The sequence below is a fragment of the Agrobacterium tumefaciens genome, from assembly GCF_017726655.1.
Classification (GTDB): Bacteria; Pseudomonadota; Alphaproteobacteria; order Rhizobiales; family Rhizobiaceae; genus Agrobacterium; species Agrobacterium tumefaciens_B.
This window is the reverse complement of the sequence record NZ_CP072308.1, coordinates 2070150-2087686: the sequence shown is the minus strand read 5'-3', so window position 1 is coordinate 2087686 and position 17537 is coordinate 2070150. Positions and strand designations below refer to the sequence as shown.

Below are 17537 nucleotides of genomic sequence, written 5' to 3'. Positions count from 1 at the left end.
AAACAAAGGACATGTCCCGTGACGAACAGCAACAGCAGGCAATCCGAATATCCCATCGATCCCATCTTTCTGGATCGATGGTCTCCACGTGCCTTCGATGGCAGCGCCATGCCGAAAGAGCATCTCTTGACCATCCTGGACGCCGCCCACTGGGCGCCATCCGCGTCGAACCAGCAACCCTGGCGTTTCGTCTACGCCCACAAGGGCAGCGAGGACTGGCCACTCTTCGTGGAGTTGTTGATGGAGGGGAACCAGAAATGGGCTAGGAACGCGTCCGTTCTTCTCTTCGTTATCTCCCGCGATCACACCATCTCGCGAGACGGCGAGAAGAAGCCATCCGCTACCCACTCCTTCGATGCCGGCGCCGCCTGGTTCTCGCTGGCAATGCAGGCCCATCTGCTTGGGTATCATGCGCATGGCATGGGTGGCATCTTTAAAGACCGGATCGTCGAGAAGCTCAACATCCCCGACGGGTTCAGGGTTGAGGCCGGAGTTGCGATCGGGACGCTGACGGATAAATCCGTTCTTCCCGAGGATCTGGCGGAACGGGAGGTGCCGAGCAATCGCGTGCCCCTGGCGGACGTCGCCTTCGAAGGTCGCTTCACTGGCAAGGCCGACTAAAACTTGGGCGGCTTGGCCGCATAAAGAAAAAGCCCGGTAGCGATGCCGGGCTTTATTCATTTTGGTCGTTTCAGCTTATGCAGCGCTGGAAATCCAGGCAGAAAGCGCCGTCTTGGGAGCGGCGCCGACCTTGATGTCAGCCACTTCACCGCTTTTGAAAATGGCAAGCGTAGGAATGGAGCGGACGCCGAACTGGGCGGCGAGCTCTGGGTTTTCGTCGATGTTAAGCTTTGCGACCTTGACCTTGCCGGCCAGTTCAGAGGAGATTTCCTCAAGGCTCGGCGCGATCATTTTGCACGGGCCGCACCATTCTGCCCAGAAATCCACCACAACGGGTTCGGCGGATTCAAGCACTTCGGACTGGAAGTTTGCGGCGTCGACTTTTACGGTAGCCATATCTGGCTCTCCTTTCAGATAAACTTTTCCGTTATCGATGTGATGCGGGAGCGTCGAAATTTCAATGCCCCGGTATCTCACTTTGTCTTTATTGCGGCAAGGGCATCTCTCATCGCATCGTTGCCAACCTCTATAAAGGCAGCATTTTCCGTATAAATCAGCGCACAGACAAATTCCTTGCCTGGGTAAAGCGGCGCAAGGATTTCGCGGTAGATTGCGAGCTGCGCGATATGGGCAAAGGGTATTTCGTTCGCGCTGCGCGGCGGGACACGGTTTGTCTTGTAATCGACCAGAATGACCTTCTCACCGTCTACTGCCAGACGATCGATGCGACCGGAAACGGCAAATTGCTGGCGACCGAGGATCATCGTTCCCATGATCGAAACTTCTGCGCGGCTATTGGCCGAGAAGGCCTGCTGCACCGCCGGTTCGGCTATGACGCGCAGAACGGCTGCCACCAATCGTTCGCGCTCCTTCGTTGGCCAAAACCGCGCCGCCCTTTCTGCGTAACGCCGCGCTGCCTCTTCCCGCTCGGCTTCCGGCAAATCCGGGAGCGCCTGCAACATGCGATGGACCAGCCGTCCACGTTGCAGGGCAAGTGACGAGACATCGGCCTTTTCGCCGAACAGGGGCGAGCGCACCGCCAGATCATCCGCACCGTCATCGATGATGGTGCCGGCACCGGAAGGGCTGAGCGGCCTTGGCAGGGAAGGCAGCGCAGGCAGCGGTTCAAGAAGGCCGGCAGGAAGCGCATCACCTTCCTGCAGCGCGGGTTCCACCACTTTGCGCGGCGCAGGCGCGGAGCGTGCTTCAGACTTCCGCCAGACAAGCCCCTGCCACTCCTCGCCGTCGGCTCTGAAAAGCTCCGGCCTGCAATGGTCATCATTGTTGGCAAGTGCCGCCTTGACAATGGCGTGCCAGCATTCCGGATTGTCTTTCTGACCACGGTAGCCGCACACGACAAGGTGATCTGCAGCACGCGTCATGGCCACATAAAGCAGCCGTCGATATTCGTCCTCGGCGGCCGTTTTCAATCGCTCGTCGTCGGCGCGAATGAGATGATTGGAGAACCCGCTGCCCGGCAGCCAGACCGGAAAGGCGTCGGCGTCAGTTTCAACGAAACGCAGTTTCGGGACATGGCTATGGTTGAAGGCCTTCGATCCGCCATCAACGATGAAGACCACAGGCGCCTCAAGGCCTTTTGAGGCATGTACGGTCATGATGCGAACTTCGCCGCGATCCTTGTCCTGCTCGCGCTTCACCTCTGGGGAATCGGTTTCCAGAACGGAGAGAAAGGCCTGAAGGCCAGGCAGTCCCGTTCTTTCGTGATCGAGCGCGAAGGAGAGGAACTCATCCAGAACGTCGCTCGCCTCGTTGCCGAGTCTTCCGAGGAACTTCTTACGTCCATCATGCAGGGTGAGAACCGCCGCAAAGAAGTCATGTACCGTTGCTGTCTTCGACAGGGCGATGAAGCCTTCGAGCTTGGCGGCAACATCCGCAAGCGCGCTGTTCTCCTCTCGGGAGAGGACTTGCAGCCTTTTCCAGACGCTCTCCGTCTCAGACCGCGTCGCGGCAATGTCAAAAACGTCGTCTTCCGTGAGGTTGAAGAGCGGGCTTTTCAGCAGCGCAGCCAGCGAAAGATCATCTTCAGGCAGCACGACGAAATGGCCAAGCGCCAGGAGGTCCTGGACGGCAATGTGGTCGGTCAAGCGAAGACGGTCAGCACCCGCAACGGGAATATTCTTGCGACGCTTCAACTCGCGGGTCAGGGCATTGACGAAGGCATGACGTTTTCTCACCAGAACCAGAATGTCGCCGGGTTCAACGGCGCGCTCCACGCCCTTCTCAATGATGGTTTCTCGTCCGATCATGTCGGCGATGCGGGCCGCAATGCGGCGCGCGACGATGGTAGCGGGGGCACTTTCCCGCAATGCATCAAAGGGTGCCGTCCAGTCCTCTTCATCCTCCGTGGTCTCGGGCGCCACCATATCCCACACCTCTACCGTGCCGGGATGTCCCGCGCGGTTCGATCTGTGTTCCACCGGCTCGTTGTCCGCACTGAGGCCACTCGCGTTTTTCGGATCGGAGAAAACCTGATCAACCGCGGCAAGGACATCCTCCGTCGAGCGGAACGATAGCGGCAGGCGAATGCGGTGAAACGCCTGCTCGACCGCGTCGACACGCCTCTTGGTCTCGTCGCGTTCCTGCGAGAAGCGTTCCGGCCTTGCGCCCTGAAAAGAGTAGATCGACTGCTTTTCATCGCCCACGGCAAACAGCGTGCGACGCCCCATGCGGGCGCTTTCACCGGTAAAAAAATCCGCTGCGAGCGACTGGATGATCGACCATTGCACCGGGCTTGTGTCCTGCGCTTCGTCAACGAGAATATGGTCGATGCCCTGATCGAGCTTGTAGTGAACCCAGGCGCCGGCCGTATCCCGATTGAGCAGATTGGCGGCGCGCTCGATCAGGTCCTCGAAATCGAGCTGGCTTCGTTGCTTTTTCAGATCCTCAAAATCGCCGATCAACCGTTCGGCCAGCACGAGCGCGCTCTTGGTTGCGCCCAGCATCCGCACCAGCCGGTACCGGTCGCGACAGGCAACCACGTGGTCCCGCGCCAGAGTCAGGGCATCAACGAGATCCGGCGCGGATTTCTGCATCGCCTTGTTGATGACATAGGGATCCGACTTTTTTTCGCCCTTTGCCGTCAGCAGCGCCGCCTCGACGAATTCCATCCGCCGGAGGGGATCGGTCTGACGCCTGGCTTCTCTCAAAGCGTAAGCAACCTCAATGACACGGGAGCCGCCAACCTCGTCCGCAAGCGTGAGGTAGGTGTCGAGCGTCAGTCCGGAAAGACCCGGAAGCGGCCAGAAGGCGGCAGCTGCGCTTTGCTCGGTTTCGCCAGCGGCGATCTGCATGTCCTGTCTCAGGCGAGCGTCGAGCCCGCCTGAGCGTTGCGCCTCCAGAAGAAAGCCGCGCAGCGCACTGCGATTGGCGATGATGGCGGAGAGCAGCGCCTCCAGCCCGCTTTCGTCAGCGATATCAAGGACATAGGCAAGCGACTGCGCGAGCGCGGTATCGCCGCCGGAGGAAACAGCCGTGAGAAGGGAACGCCGTGCCTCGGCCAGAAGCGTGGTCGCGGCGCGGTCATCAAGGACGGAGAAATGGCCAGCGACATTCGCCTCCAGCGGAAACTGGTGCAGCAGGGCTTCACAAAAGGCATGGATGGTCTGGATTTTAAGGCCACCCGGCGTCTCCAGCGCCTTTGCAAACAGCCGCCTTGCTTCCGCGAGTTTGATGCGATCCGGCACACGGCCCTCGATCGCCGTAATACGGTCCTTGAGGTCGGAATCCGGCAAAGTCACCCATTCCGCCAGCCGGTCGAAGACGCGGCTCGACATTTCCGAGGCCGCGGCCTTGGTATAGGTGAGGCAGAGTATGGCTGCTGGACGGCACCCTGCAAGCAGCAAGCGAATGACCCGCTGGGTCAGCACATGGGTCTTCCCGGATCCGGCATTGGCCGACACCCAGGCGGAGCTGGAAGGGTCGGAGGCAAGCCGCTGCCGCGCGCTGGTCCAGTCGATCCAGCTTTCGGGCGTATCGGCGGCGGGGCCGGCGTCAAGGGGATCAATCGTCATCGCCATCTCCCGGTTCTGCCGTTGACCATTCCGAGACACGGGCGAGGTGATCATATTCGCCGCCGTAGGATTGCTGCTCTTCCGGCACCAGGCGTGAGGCAAAGCCATTTTCGCCCTCGCGGAGTGAGCGGACAAATTTCGCTAATTGCTCGATCGATTCCGTTGCCAGCTCGACAGCTGACTTTGGTGGCCTTTTGCCGCTGCGGCTGGAATGTTCATTATTGACCTGATCGGGAAAAAAGCGGTCGCCCGGCCGCAACCGCACATAAATGAGATTTTCAGGCGTTGGTGATCCCGCTTCTCGGAAGGCCCCGCGCATGAGTGCTGCGGCTTCCAGCGCAAGCTGCGGATCAAGCAGCGCGCGCGCCTGATTGACCGATGGGGCAAGGCCCGTCTTGTAGTCGATGATATCCGCCTGACCGCTGGTCTTGATATCAATGCGGTCGGCGACGCCCGTGAGCCTTATTCCTGCCTCCGGAACTTCCTGCCCAGCCCGCGCCTCGAAAAAACTGCGTCGAACGGAGGGATGCCGTTCCTTTTCCCAGTCGATGAAGGCGCGGGCAACCGCCGCGAAACGCGGTCGCCAGATGACGTCGACATGGGGAGGCAGGTTCTCTGCATCGAAGCATTCGTCGAGAATGCGCTGCATCGCGTCGAGTGACGCCGGGGTACCAGGCACATGAGCCTCACGCGAGTAACGCTCAATGATCCGATGATAAAGGGTCCCGCGATCTGCGGCATTGGGATCCCGGTTAAAGGGTTCCAGCGGATCGAGCCGGAGGATGCGCCGGGCGTAGATCGAATAGGGATCGCGCCGCAGGCGGCCCACTTCGCTGAAGGAATAACGCGTCGGTTGCAACGCGGCCGGCGGTTTGGGGGCGGGACGTTTGGCAGGCTCCTGCTCGATGCTCTCGTCCATCAGGCCTGCCCAGTGGCGATAGGTCTCGCCGCGGTTTCTGAGACGTTCTGCGAAATCCTCGCCGCCTAGCGCCAGAAGCCGCTGCAGCCAGCGCGAGGCCACGGCGGGCGTCGAGCCCTGCCTCAGCGCCCGGGTGTAAAAGATTTGCCTTGTGCCGTTCGCCATTTCGAAATCATGCGCCAGCTGCCCAATGCGCCGCTCCGGAGGTTCCAGCCCGATCGCTGTCTTCATGCTTCGGGAAAGAAAGGGATTGTTGGCAGTCTGACCGGGCCAGAGCCCCTCGTTGAGGCCACCGATGACAACGGTGTCAACGCTTAGAAGGCGTGCCTCAAGGGCACCGAAGATGAATACGCGCGGATGTCGCATCGATCGTGGCTTGATCGATTCGCCTGCCACGAGGGCAGCAAAAATATCGATCCATTGCGGCCCGTCCGCATCGAGGATGTCGCCACTTTCCATCAACTCGGCAAGCAGGCTGGAGAGCTTGTCGCCTGCTTCTCCGGACCAAAGGGCCGAAAGATCGTTGGCGTCATCAGCGCAGATGGCTTCCATAACGCGGCCTGTCCGGGCAGCCCAATCGGAGAGTGGCAGCTTGTCGGTAAAGGCTCGGCCGGAGCGATCACGCCGAACAAAGGCGGAAGACAGCGGCTCGGTGGCATTCGCGATGCGCCGGGCAAGATCGCGGGCCAAATCGACGCTTGCCTCCGGCAGCGCAAGCCGCCAGGCGGGCGGGTGCCGATCGTCGCTTTGCGCCATAAGTTGCGCATCGAGAACAGCTTCGAGATTGCCAATTTCCGTTTCGACGCGACCGCCGCGCAGCGCGATCAACTCCAGCGCCTTTGACGCTGCGACAAAAGCATCGTCGGAAAGACCGAAGCGGGCGAGGGGATGCTTCAAGAGCGAAATGATCGGCACCGGGTCACCGGGCCTGAGGATCGCTTCGAGCGCCAGTTGGGTCAGCCCAGCCTGCGGTGTTGCCGAGAGTGGCGTACCGGCTGAATCGTCGGCCTCGATGCCAAAGCGCTGCAACTCCGTCGCCACGCGCCGGGCAAGACCGCGGTCAGGCGTGATCAGCGCCGCTTGCGATGGTCGCCCGGCGCCCGGCGCCTGTAATGCCAACCGCAAGGCGACAGCGATGGCGGTCGCCTCTTCGCGCTCATTGGCGGCTTCTATCAGTGTCGCGTTCTCAAAAGCGCCGTGAATAAAGCCTGCGGGCCGTTCCTCGCGCCAGCGGTTCCAGTCGCTCGTGGACTTGGCGGGTGCCAGCGCGGCGGAGAATACCGCAGACCGTTTTTCAAGATCGTGGTCGAGCATGCCGATCTGAACGACATCGTCCCGGACAATGCCCAGCTTCTGCAAAAGCATGTAAAGTCCATATTGCGAATGCGTTCGGCTGGACGGATCGGTCGGGTCTTCGGCGATCGCCTGCCATTGCTCTTCTGGCATGGCGAGATCGAGCCCGGGAAGCACGACGGTACCTTGGGGCAGGGCGGCGACGGCGGCGATGAGATCGGCAGCGGCGGGGATGGAGCCGGTGGAGCCAGCGACGATGATCGGCCCCGTATTCGGCAGGTTTGTCAGCCGGTTCGCTTCGGCCCTGAGAATAGCGTTGCGATGTCTGCCGGCCGAAGAACGGTTGAGTTCGGAAAGCCGCGCAGGCCAGAAGACACTCGCGATCTTCAGGAAATCCGCGGTCAGCTGCCACCACTGGGCATGCTCGCCGGTATCGAGGTGCTGAAGCGCTTCCCAATCCTTTTCTTCCGTATCCATCGCATCGATAACCTCGCCGAGCGCGCGCGCGAGCCAGATGGCATCGGCGGGGCTCGCGGGAGCGACGAGCGGCGAATCCGAGTGGATCGCCCGGATAGCGTCAGGCAGGCTGTTGCGCCAGGCGAGGATGAGGCGCGCCAACTCGATCAGCCGGCCGGTGCCGGAAATCGGCGGCGCCAGATCCATGATCTCAGGATTTTCGATATCGAAAAACCCGCTATCGTCGTCCGTTTCCCCAAGGGGGCGGATCAACGGCAGGATGGCGGATCGGCCTCCCAGCAGATCAACAAATTCGGATCGCAATACACGGGCGGAGCGCCGTGTCGGCACATAGATCGTCACCCTCGCGAGCGAAAGCGGATCGGCAGCGTCATATAGATAGTCGGCTGTCAATGTCCCCTCGCAGAGCGTTTCTGCGAGCGTTCTGAGGAACGGGGTTCCCGCAGCGATCGTCAGCACGCGTCTTGCGTGGTGGGAGACCGTCATGCAGAGCGCTTTTCCGTGAATTGCCGGATGATGCCTTCGGCATCATCAATCGCGTCGGGCGTGCCGACGGTAATCCAGTGTCCATCAAGAGAAAGGCCGAAGAGCCGATCTTTTTCAATGGCGCGATCAAAATAGATATTGAGGTTGAAGGCGTCGTCAGGGGCATCGTCCAGGAGACGCGAATTCATGGCGATGGCACCTGCATAAACAACGGGAAACGGATCGCGATCGCGATAGCGTGTCAGCTTTCCATCATCTGCGAGGTTAAAATCCTTCTTTCCGTTGTGGCCGGTGGTACGGTCCATGTCAACGCAGAGGAGCGCCATGTCCATGCGCGTCGGATCGAAAAAATGTGCTAACCGGCGCAGGTTGCTGACCGCATTCGGCATTTCGCCGATCCAGAAAAGGTCGGCATTCATGACGAAGACGGGGCCGGGTTCCAGAAGCTTCAGGCCTTTGGCAAGCCCGCCGCCGGAATTCATCAACTGCGACCGCTCGTCAGAAATCAGGATTTTGACATCCGAGCGGGCCCCCAGATGGGCAATCATCTGGTCGGCATGGTGGTGAACGTTCACCACGACGGTTTCGACGCCAGCTTCCACAAGGGAGTCGAGAGCATAGTCGATCATTGGCTTGCCGGCGATTCTCACGAGCGGCTTAGGGATCGTATCCGTAATCGGCCGCATGCGCGTGCCCAGCCCGGCAGCCAGCACCATCGCGTTTTTGATCGTCATCCTGCTCAACCGTGTTCGTCGTTAAAATCCATGCCCATGCGAATGCACCACTGCTTAAGCGGCGCCAGCTCGGGATGCGACAGCGCTGCATGAAGATAGCGGAACGTCCGCGGCATATGCTTCATATAGCCCGGTTTTCCGTCCCGTTCCAACAGCCGCACCCAGATGCCGGCGAGTTTGCAGTTGCGCTGCGCCGACATGATGGCAAAAGCCCTGAGGAACGTGGCTTCGTCGAACGAAGCCACCGTTTTTCTTCGGTTCATATAATGGGAGAGCAGGCGTGCCTGCAGTTCCGGAGAGATGCTGACCCGCGCATCCTGAACGATGGAAGCGAGATCGTAAGCGGTGGGGCCAATCATCGCGTCCTGGAAATCGATCAGACCGACCCGCCGGACTCCCTCATTCCGGGCCTGCCAGAGAATGTTTGGAGAGTGGAAATCACGCAGCAGAAGCCCTGTTTCGCAGCCGCCAAGCGAATCGATCAGGCCGTCCCAGATCGCGTTGTACTCCTGTTTCTCGCTATCGGTCAGTGGCTTGCCGCGCTTGTGCGGCAGGTACCATTCCACGAGAAGCGAGACTTCTATCTTGATCGCCTCGCGGTCAAACGGCGGAACTTCGTAGGTGCCGCCGTCGCGCATCGGCAGCAAGTTCGGCGGCGGCGTCTGGTGAAGAGCGGCGAGACAGGCGACACTTTGAAGATAACGCTCCTCAATCGGCGTGCCATCGGAAGCAAGCACGCCCTCCCGTCCGAGATCCTCAAGCAGGAGAATGCCCTGATCCAAATCGACGGCAAGGATGTCCGGGGCGCAAAACCCCATGTCTTTCAGATAATCGCCTATTGCAACGAAGGGGCGGGCATCCTGGGCGAGGTGCGCAATTTCCGCATAGGTTTTGCCGTCCGCAACGATCGCGCCTCTCATCGGGCGCCGCCAGTCCATCAGGATCAGATCCGCTCCATCAGCGGAGATCGTCTCATAGGCCCGGGTGGAAGCATCACCGCTGAGAAAGCGGCGAGCGGCGTCCGCCCTACCATGATCGCCTAAGAATTTCCGAATTGCGAAGACACGGTCGAGCCGGCTTCGCGCTTGCGCCGGCGCTTCGATCGTCGCAAGGCGACCGTTGCCAGCATGTGTCAGCCGCAGGAGAATGGTCTGCTGGGCCGGCAGAACCTCGGCGGCGATGTCCGGCCACTCGATCAGGCAGATGCCGTCCTCCAGCATCTCGTCTATTCCCAGCTCGTCCAGTTCTGACACGTCGGAGAGACGGTAGAGATCGAGATGGGCGACAGGAATGCGGGCGTCATAGGTCTGAATAAGGGTGAAGGTGGGACTGGGAACCTCAAGGTTGGGCTCATCGGCCATTGCCCGGATGAAGGCGCGGGCGAGTGTCGATTTGCCGGCGCCGAGATCGCCGATCAGAGCGAGGCAATCGCCGGGTTTGAGAGCCAGCGCCAAGTCTTCACCCAGCCTGATGGTGTCCTTTTCTCCCTCAAGGGAGATGGTGATCGGCGAGGTGTCTTCACTCATTCTGCGGCGATGGAATGCGGCCGGGTGGCGGAAGGGATACGGCAGGTCACGATGGTGCCGTTGCCGGGGCGGCTGTCGATGCTGACTGTGCCGTGGTGCAGGCTGACAAAGCTTTCGACAATGGAGAGGCCAAGGCCCGCCCCCGTGCGCCGCCCGCCGTTGCCGCGTGTCGAGAAGCGGTCAAAGACCGTTTTCAACATGTCCTCGGGGATACCCGGACCCTTGTCGGCCACGGAGAAGACGAAGTCGCCTTCGCTGCGCTGGCAGGAGAGCTGGACCGAAGAGCCCTCCGGCGCGAAATTGATCGCATTGGTCAGCAGCTTGATGAGGATTTGCTTCAGCCGCTGGTGATCGGCTACCAGACTGCCGAGATGGGCGGGTGCAACGATTTCGAGCGAAATGCCGCTTTCCTGCAGGCGGTCGGCGATTTGCACCGACACATCGTCTAGCAGCTCGTTCAGGTCATTATCCGAATAATTGAGCTGCATGATGCCGGCATCGACGGTCGCCAGATCGAGGATGTCGTTGACGATGGTCAGGAGGACCGAGGATGAGGTGGAAATATGATCGAGATATTCCGCCTGCCGCTCCGTCAATTCGCCAATCCCGGGCGTCTTCAGAAGATCGGTGAAGCCGATGATGTTGGTCAACGGCGAGCGAAGCTCATAGGAAACATGTTGGACGAAATCGTTCTTCAGTTCGTCGGCCTTCAGCAGCGCGTCGTTCTTTTCCTTGAGCGCGCGCTCGGCGCGCACGCTGTCGGTCATGTTGACGAAGGTCAGCATGGTCTGCGCATCGGGAAGCGGGATGATGGCATAATCAAGCACGAGCCCGGAAAGCAGTTCCAGCGTTCCCTGTCGGGAAGGCCGCGCATCGTCGAAGCTGGTGATGAATTGGCTGAAGGAGCGCCAGCCGTCCGGCCCGTCGTAAGATGGCGCACAGGCGGTCTCTATGGCGCGGATATGGGTGCCGGTTTCCGCCTGTTCCGCCGTCACGCCCCAGAGCGCCCGGAATGCCGGGTTTGACAGCCGGATGCGTCCATCCGCACCGAACACGGCGACACCTTCGGCAAGATGATCGATGGTTTCGCCCTGCACCTTGACCAAGGTGTTGTAGCGCATCTGTAGATCGACCTGTTCGGTCAGATTTTCGAAGACCCATGTCGCGCCGCCCTGCGGATGGGCTGTGGCGATGACGCGCAGCGTCTGTCCGTTCGGCAGATGCCAGAGGTCAGTCTTGGTATCGAGCGACCGATAAACGGAGAGCGCCGTTTCCTTCCAGTTCTTCCAGTTCAACTGCTCCGGCAACTTGCCGGCGGTGCGCAGCCTGTCGAGAAGCTCGGAATTATCGGGGCCGGACTCCAGGAACACGAGATCGAAGCCCCAGAGAGTGGCGAATGCCTGATTGTAGAACTGCAGCCGCTGCCGTCCGTCGAAAATGGCGACTGGCGTTGCCAGATGATCGAGCGTCTCCGCGTGGCTTTTCAGGACACGCTTCAGTTCCTCGCTGATGGTCTCGGCTTCCGTCGCATCAATCGCGATGCCAGCCGAGCCACCGGCTGTCTTGATATCGACGACGTCGAAGAAGCTGCGGTTACCGGACACCACCGTTGAAATCCGGTCGTGATAGGGAGATTCAGGCGTCGCCGTGGCGCGAATCTTCTGGCGCGTCACGGTGCTCAGCAATTCGCGCTTTTCCTGAACGGCCTGGGCCGCGTTGCGCGCATCCACCGCCTGGGCATAGGCGTGGTTCACCCAGATAAGTTCACCGTCCCCATTTCGCCGCCACACGGGCTGTTCGATGGAATCGAGAAGCTCCTGAAAGGTGGAGACCGAAGCGATAAGGCGCTCGCGCTCCACCTGCAATTCGGCAAGTTCCGCGCGCAGATTGTTGAGCGCGATGAAGCGTGCAAAGGCGTTGCCGCCTGAGACCCGGCCTTGCACTTCGACCACTTCGCCGCGCTGCGTTTCGATGGTGAGGTCGAAACTCTGGGCGTGGCTGCGGAGCTTCTCGATTGATTTTTCAAGCTGGCTTGCGGATGCCGGTTTCAGCCAGCGGCCAAAGGCGAGGAAATCATGATCCGCCTGCGGCACCCCTGTCTCAGCCGGCAACTGGCCGAGAAATTCCGGGCGGCTGTCTGCGCCATCCCAGATAACGATGCGGCGGCTCTTGTCGGAGATCAGCGCTTCGTATTTTGCGATCTTATGGTGGGATTGTGCCAGTGCCTGACGGTACTCGCTACTTTCCGCCTCGATATTGCCGCGCTGGCGCACGAGCCAGACGACGGAAAACAGCGTCGCGGAGATCATGCCGACAAAAAGCGAATAGGTGATTGTTTCTCCGGACGAGAATAGCCGCGCTCCCGTCTTTGCCACCAGCCCATCCTGGGCCATTGCAGCGGTCGCCGAGCCGGTGAGAACGGTTCCCGACAGCAGGAGGTGCATGCGTGAGAATCCAGAACGGATGACGTGGATTGCCAGCCGGCATCGCGCGAAGACATTCGCAGGATTGGTCGTGGCCGGTGTGCGGTCCGGAAAGGCGCGAAAACGCGCTAACGCCTGCGCGCCCAGTGTCACGCCCGCATGCGTGTTTTCAACGCGTTGAACTACCTGCTTGCGCAGATCCGAATTGTGAACCGTCATCCCCGGTCTGTCTCCGTCCTATGTGCCGCATCTTCGACAAGACATCCCATTTCGTCCCCGCCGCCCTTTGGCGTGTCCGAATCAAGTCTGATGACAATACCGCCTTCATAAATCTGCGGGAAGGGAGCGCGCAAAAAAGATGCCGCGCGCTTTGTCAAGCGCACGGCATCTAGATATTGTGTAATATCGGTGGATATTAACTATGAAATTAATATCTGTAGTGTTCAGCCTTGAACGGGCCCTGCTTCGAGACGCCGATATAATCTGCCTGCACATCCGAAAGTTCGGTTAGACGCACGCCAAGCTTTTCAAGATGAAGGCGCGCAACCTTCTCGTCGAGGTGCTTGGGCAGCACGTAAACGTCGTTCTTGTACTCACCCTGCTTGGTAAAGAGCTCGATCTGGCCCAGAACCTGGTTGGTGAAGGAAGCCGACATGACGAAAGACGGGTGGCCGGTCGCGTTACCGAGGTTCAGCAGGCGGCCTTCCGACAGCAGGATGATGCGGTTGCCCTTTGGGAACTCGATCATGTCGACCTGCGGCTTGATGTTCGTCCACTTCAGGTTACGCAGCGAAGCGACCTGAATTTCATTGTCGAAATGGCCGATATTGCCGACGATCGCCATATCCTTCATCTCGCGCATATGCTCGATGCGGATGACGTCCTTGTTGCCGGTCGTGGTGATAAAGATATCAGCGGAAGAGACGACGTCTTCCAGGCGAACGACCTCAAAACCGTCCATGGCGGCCTGAAGTGCGCAGATCGGGTCGATTTCGGTCACCTTCACACGGGCGCCAGCGCCCTGCAACGAAGCGGCCGAACCCTTGCCAACATCGCCGTAACCGCAGACGACGGCAACCTTGCCGGCCATCATCACGTCGGTTGCGCGGCGAATACCGTCAACCAGCGACTCTTTGCAGCCGTATTTGTTGTCGAACTTCGACTTGGTGACGCTGTCGTTGACGTTGATCGCCGGGAAGGGCAGCAGGCCCTTCTTGCTGAGATCATAGAGGCGGTGAACGCCGGTCGTCGTTTCTTCGGTCACACCCTTCAGGGCGTCGCGCTGCTTGGTAAACCAACCCGGCGAAGCCTTCAGACGCTTGTTGATCTGCGCGAAGAGAATTTCCTCTTCTTCCGAACCGGGATTGGACAGAACGTCCTCACCGGCTTCAGCGCGTGCGCCGAGCAGGATGTACATGGTGGCGTCGCCGCCATCATCAAGGATCATGTTGGAGAGACCGCCATCGGTCCACTGGAAGATCTTGTCGGTGTACTCCCAATATTCCGTCAGGCTCTCGCCCTTCACGGCAAACACGGGAATGCCAGCCGCCGCGATGGCTGCCGCCGCGTGGTCCTGAGTCGAGAAAATATTGCAGGAAGCCCAACGGATATCGGCGCCGAGTTCCTTCAGTGTCTCGATGAGAACGCCTGTCTGGATCGTCATGTGAAGCGAACCGGAGATGCGGGCACCCTTCAGCGGCTTGCTTTCGCCAAATTCCTTGCGGCAGGACATCAGGCCCGGCATCTCGGTTTCGGCAATGTCCAGCTCCTTGCGGCCAAATGCGGCAAGGTTGATATCGGCGACGATGTAGTCCTTCTCAAGGCTCATGAAGTTCTCCAGATCAGAAGCGCCACGCGTTGCCGCACGGCTTTTTAACGTAGCAGCGGTTTAGCAGGCCACGAACGATCTGGCAATGATGATATAAAGAAGTCTTTATGTCTTTATATGGTTTCGGTTCAGGCTTCTTCGCCGAAGCGGTCGGCGACAAGCGCCTCAAGCGCCGCCAGCGCCTCTTCCGCCTGATTGCCGCTTGCCTCGACATAGACGCTGCAGCCGGGGCTTGCCGCCAGCATCATCAGGCCCATGATGGAGGTGCCGCCAACCGTCATACCGTCCTTGGATACGGTGATTGTCGCGTCGAAACCCTCGACCATCTGCACGAATTTTGCGGACGCACGAGCGTGCAGGCCACGTTTATTGATGATCGGTAGTTCCCGGGAGAGTGGCGACATGGGCTGACTTCTTACTTACCGCTCAAGACACGGCTGGCGACGTTGATGTATTTGCGGCCAGCCTCGGAAGCGTCCTGAAGGGCCTTGTCCATATTATCTTCGCTGCGAACGCCTGCAAGCTTGATCAGCATCGGAAGATTGACGCCGGCAATAACTTCGACATTGCCGTTATTCATCACTGAAATCGCGAGGTTGGACGGCGTGCCGCCGAACATGTCGGTCAGGATGATGACGCCATTGCCATCATTGGCGCGCGCTACGGCATCGATGATATCCTGCCGGCGTTGATCCATGTCATCTTCGGGACCGATACAAACCGTCTCGATCAATTTCTGGGGACCGACGACATGCTCCAACGCATGACGAAACTCCTCAGCCAGCTTGCCATGGGTGACAAGCACTAGTCCGATCATGAAATGCTCCCTTGCACACGCACTCTCATTGCCGACTATCGCAACGCGGCAATCCTGTCCATTGGTGGGATTTCATCTTGATGAGGAAAATACGAATCGCAAGCCTAAAATCGCCTGAATTGCAGTCACTTCACATTCGTCTTGAAAAGATTCTGAGCAAGTGCAGCAAATTTTCCATAGGGCGTCAGGCTGGAAAGCGGAATACGCAGAAGCGGAAGATGCCCGCCACAGGGCAGGGGCAGAACCTCGTCATCGTCAGGAAGTCTTGGATTTGTGGGCGAAAGAACCGATGTCACGGCAAAATGCAGTGGCGCACACGCGATGCTTTTTAGCGACACAATGCCACTGCCGCGCAATTCCAGCAGGCCAGCGATCGTTTCCGACCGCTCGGCCATGATTGTTTCGCCATCGCGATACACGAAAATCTGATCGTCTGCGATCAGCGCGGCGGGCAAACCGCACCGTTCCGCCTCGGTCAGAAAACTGAAGGCCAGCTCGCTTTTGCCGCTGCCGGAGGGGCCCGTGAATAGGATTCCGGTATTCTGGATAGCGATGGCAGTGGCGTGCAGGTTGAAGCGTTCAACGTTCATGAGTTTCGGCCGCCGGCAGCGACAGGGTGAAGCGAGCACCCGAGATCACGCCGTATTTGTCGACGACGTTTTCGGCCCGCAGGCTACCGCCATGGGCTTCCGCAATCTGGCGGCTGATGGACAGGCCGAGACCGGAATTTTGGCCGAAACCTTCGCTTGCCGGTCGGTCGGTGTAGAAGCGCTCAAAAATCCGGTCGATATCTTCCGCCTGGATGCCGGGTCCGTTGTCTTCCACCTGAACGATGCAGCGGTCCCGATGGCGGGAAAGGCGTACGTTAATATGACCGCTGTCTTCGGCAACGAAGGAGCGCGCATTCTCGATGAGGTTTGTCACGATCTGTCCGATGCGCAGATCATGACCATTCACCACGAAGGAGGTTTTCGCACCGGCCTTCCGGTCGACAACGTAGTCGATCTTCACCGTTTTCTTTTTGGTGCTGATCTGGCGGGATATATCCACCAGACCCTTCATCAGCACGTCGAGATCAACCGGCGAGGCATCGGCGCGCGCCAGTTCCGCATCGAGCCGCGACGCGTCTGAGATATCGCTGATCAGGCGGTCGAGGCGGCGCACATCATGGAAAATGATCTCGGTCAGGCGCTGTTTCGACTCTTCTGTCTTCGCTCGCGGCAGGGTCTCAACGGCGCTGCGCAGCGACGTCAGCGGATTCTTGAGTTCATGGCTAACATCGGCGGCGAAACTCTCGATGGCGTCGATCCGGTCGTAGAGCGCCGTCGTCATTTCGCGCAGCGCGATCGAAAGATTGCCTATCTCATCCTGGCGGGCAGAGAAATCGGGGATTTCTTCACGTGTTCTCGCGCCGCGCCGCACGCGGATGGCCGCCGCAGAAAGACGCCTGAGCGGTGTGGCGATGGTGGATGACAGGAGCAGCGACAGCACGATGTTGACGAGCGTTGCAATGCCGAAGACGCGCATGATGGCAAGGCGCTCGGCATGCACGATCTTGTCGATATCACCCGCCTGCGTCGAGAGCAGCAAAACGCCGAGCACCGCGCGGAAACGCTGCACCGGCACGGCGACCGACACGATAAGCTCGCCTTTTTCGGTGACGCGCACGACCGCGCCGCGGACGCCGGTCAGCGCGTTCATGACTTCGGGGTAGATCGAGCCATCGCCGCCGGGCGCTTCCTTATATTGCGGCAGGCTGCTCGGCTGCAGCATGCGGTTGAACATGCTGGTAAACCATTCGCCCCATGTCTGCGTCTCCGGCGTGACCGGTGGCAGATCGAAGCGCAGGACCTGGCCGCGCGAATAAAGATGGCGCGAGTCGAGCAGCAGATTGGCGTCGGCATCGAATAGCCGCGCGCGGGTCCGCGTCGGCGAAATCAGCCGCCGCAGGACCGGCGCCACACGCTCGGGATTGATCGGGAAGCTCAAATCCTCGTCATTGGGGGCAGGGGTAATGCTCTGACCTGCCTGCAACTCGAGCAGCTTTTCCGGATTGATGGTAATCGAGTTGGTATCGACCGAGGCGGAAGCGGAGACCGCGCCAGCGATGATTTCACCCTGTGTCAGAAGACTTTCCACACGCGCGTCGATCAGTCCTTCGCGGAACTGGTTGAGGTAGAGAATGCCGCCGACCAGAACCACCGTCGCCGCCACATTGAAAAACAGGATACGGCGTGTAAGGCTCGAAAACACCGCATTGCCGAAAATACGCCGGACGATCGTCAGCGGATGGATACGATGGCGGCGTTCGCTGCCGCGATCTTCGGCATCGTCACTGTCCGAGACGTTTTCCGGCGTTTTCTTCAACACGTATTCAAGTCC

Annotated in this window: 12 protein-coding genes; 1 reads left to right on the top strand and 11 read right to left on the bottom strand. The window is 59.7% G+C overall.

Annotation, left to right across the window (positions count from 1 at the left end; translation table 11 throughout):
• Positions 1-18 precede the first annotated feature (18 nt).
• Positions 19-621 carry a nitroreductase family protein gene (locus AT6N2_RS10350; RefSeq protein WP_209086348.1) on the top strand — a complete coding sequence of 201 codons (603 nt, stop codon included), beginning with the start codon at positions 19-21 and terminating at the stop codon, positions 619-621.
• 75 nt (positions 622-696) lie between these two features.
• On the opposite strand, the gene trxA is transcribed toward AT6N2_RS10350, so the two are convergent.
• From trxA to chvG, 11 genes are all read right to left on the bottom strand, one after another.
• Positions 697-1017, bottom strand: a complete 321-nt coding sequence (trxA, locus tag AT6N2_RS10345) for a thioredoxin (protein WP_063951578.1) — start codon at positions 1015-1017, stop codon at positions 697-699.
• A gap of 77 nt (positions 1018-1094) precedes the next feature.
• On the bottom strand, positions 1095-4652 hold the full coding sequence (gene addA, locus AT6N2_RS10340; RefSeq protein ID WP_209086345.1) for a double-strand break repair helicase AddA: 3558 nt from the start codon (positions 4650-4652) through the stop codon (positions 1095-1097).
• Positions 4642-7827 (bottom strand): double-strand break repair protein AddB, encoded by a 3186-nt coding sequence (gene addB / locus AT6N2_RS10335; RefSeq protein ID WP_209086342.1) that lies wholly within the window; start codon positions 7825-7827, stop codon positions 4642-4644. Before addB ends, addA begins: the two co-directional genes overlap by 11 nt.
• Complete coding sequence (locus AT6N2_RS10330) at positions 7824-8561, bottom strand: nucleotidyltransferase family protein (protein ID WP_209086326.1); 738 nt, start codon at positions 8559-8561, stop codon at positions 7824-7826. Before AT6N2_RS10330 ends, addB begins: the two co-directional genes overlap by 4 nt.
• A 5-nt stretch (positions 8562-8566) precedes the next feature.
• On the bottom strand, positions 8567-10087 hold the full coding sequence (gene tsaE / locus AT6N2_RS10325; RefSeq protein WP_209086323.1) for a tRNA (adenosine(37)-N6)-threonylcarbamoyltransferase complex ATPase subunit type 1 TsaE: 1521 nt from the start codon (positions 10085-10087) through the stop codon (positions 8567-8569).
• Entirely contained in the window at positions 10084-12729 is a 2646-nt protein-coding gene (locus AT6N2_RS10320) for a sensor histidine kinase (RefSeq protein ID WP_209086306.1), read from the bottom strand. The genes tsaE and AT6N2_RS10320 overlap by 4 nt, the downstream gene beginning before the upstream one ends.
• A gap of 208 nt (positions 12730-12937) precedes the next feature.
• Positions 12938-14338, bottom strand: a complete 1401-nt coding sequence (gene ahcY / locus AT6N2_RS10315) for an adenosylhomocysteinase (protein ID WP_144578426.1) — start codon at positions 14336-14338, stop codon at positions 12938-12940.
• Positions 14339-14466: 128 nt separating this feature from the next.
• Positions 14467-14742: an HPr family phosphocarrier protein gene (locus tag AT6N2_RS10310; RefSeq protein ID WP_004444304.1), complete on the bottom strand. Its 276-nt coding sequence runs from the start codon at positions 14740-14742 to the stop codon at positions 14467-14469.
• Between the two features lie 11 nt (positions 14743-14753).
• Positions 14754-15155, bottom strand: coding sequence for a PTS sugar transporter subunit IIA (locus tag AT6N2_RS10305; protein ID WP_063951584.1), 402 nt, complete (start codon positions 15153-15155; stop codon positions 14754-14756).
• A 125-nt stretch (positions 15156-15280) separates the two neighbouring features.
• Entirely contained in the window at positions 15281-15745 is a 465-nt protein-coding gene (locus AT6N2_RS10300) for an HPr kinase/phosphorylase (protein WP_209086302.1), read from the bottom strand.
• Positions 15735-17525 carry a two-component system sensor histidine kinase ChvG gene (gene chvG / locus AT6N2_RS10295; protein ID WP_063951586.1) on the bottom strand — a complete coding sequence of 597 codons (1791 nt, stop codon included), beginning with the start codon at positions 17523-17525 and terminating at the stop codon, positions 15735-15737. The genes AT6N2_RS10300 and chvG overlap by 11 nt, the downstream gene beginning before the upstream one ends.
• Positions 17526-17537 lie beyond the last annotated feature (12 nt).

Bases quoted from the DNA above. Each gene is read 5' to 3' on its own strand.
- trxA (WP_063951578.1), bottom strand. From the start codon at position 1,017: ATGGCTACCGTAAAAGTCGACGCCGCAAACTTCCAGTCCGAAGTGCTT.
- addA (WP_209086345.1), bottom strand. From the start codon at position 4,652: ATGACGATTGATCCCCTTGACGCCGGCCCCGCCGCCGATACGCCCGAA.
- addB (WP_209086342.1), bottom strand. From the start codon at position 7,827: ATGACGGTCTCCCACCACGCAAGACGCGTGCTGACGATCGCTGCGGGA.
- AT6N2_RS10330 (WP_209086326.1), bottom strand. From the start codon at position 8,561: ATGACGATCAAAAACGCGATGGTGCTGGCTGCCGGGCTGGGCACGCGC.
- tsaE (WP_209086323.1), bottom strand. From the start codon at position 10,087: ATGAGTGAAGACACCTCGCCGATCACCATCTCCCTTGAGGGAGAAAAG.
- AT6N2_RS10320 (WP_209086306.1), bottom strand. From the start codon at position 12,729: ATGACGGTTCACAATTCGGATCTGCGCAAGCAGGTAGTTCAACGCGTT.
- ahcY (WP_144578426.1), bottom strand. From the start codon at position 14,338: ATGAGCCTTGAGAAGGACTACATCGTCGCCGATATCAACCTTGCCGCA.
- AT6N2_RS10310 (WP_004444304.1), bottom strand. From the start codon at position 14,742: ATGTCGCCACTCTCCCGGGAACTACCGATCATCAATAAACGTGGCCTG.
- AT6N2_RS10305 (WP_063951584.1), bottom strand. From the start codon at position 15,155: ATGATCGGACTAGTGCTTGTCACCCATGGCAAGCTGGCTGAGGAGTTT.
- AT6N2_RS10300 (WP_209086302.1), bottom strand. From the start codon at position 15,745: ATGAACGTTGAACGCTTCAACCTGCACGCCACTGCCATCGCTATCCAG.